This is a genomic window from Furfurilactobacillus siliginis, from assembly GCF_001437435.1.
In the GTDB taxonomy this organism is placed as follows: Bacteria; Bacillota; Bacilli; order Lactobacillales; family Lactobacillaceae; genus Furfurilactobacillus; species Furfurilactobacillus siliginis.
The window spans coordinates 1-256 of sequence record NZ_JQCB01000047.1 but is presented as its reverse complement, the minus strand read 5'-3'; the positions used below and the strand labels follow the sequence as shown (position 1 = coordinate 256).

The 256-nt window shown below is 42.2% G+C and carries 1 tRNA gene; it reads left to right on the top strand.

Annotated features, from left to right (window positions below):
- Nucleotides 1–115: 115 nt before the first annotated feature.
- Nucleotides 116–189 (top strand) — tRNA-Lys (locus IV55_RS10110).
- Nucleotides 190–256: the final 67 nt, after the last annotated feature.

The following is a 256-nucleotide window of genomic DNA, read 5'->3' as shown; positions in this document are numbered from 1 at the left end:
CGGCTGGATCACCTCCTTTCTAAGGAACTAAATCGGAACCTTACACATTAGTCTTAATATTGTTCAGTTTTGAGGGATTTACCTCATCGTTATATGTACCATGCCATACTGACATGGGGGATTAGCTCAGATGGGAGAGCGGCACCTGCTTGCAGGTGAGAGACAGTGGTTCAAGCCCATTATCCTCCATTGGTCACGTAAGTGACCGTGAATGTTGTTCATTGAAAACTGAATCATGATTCTTTTTATTAGTAAT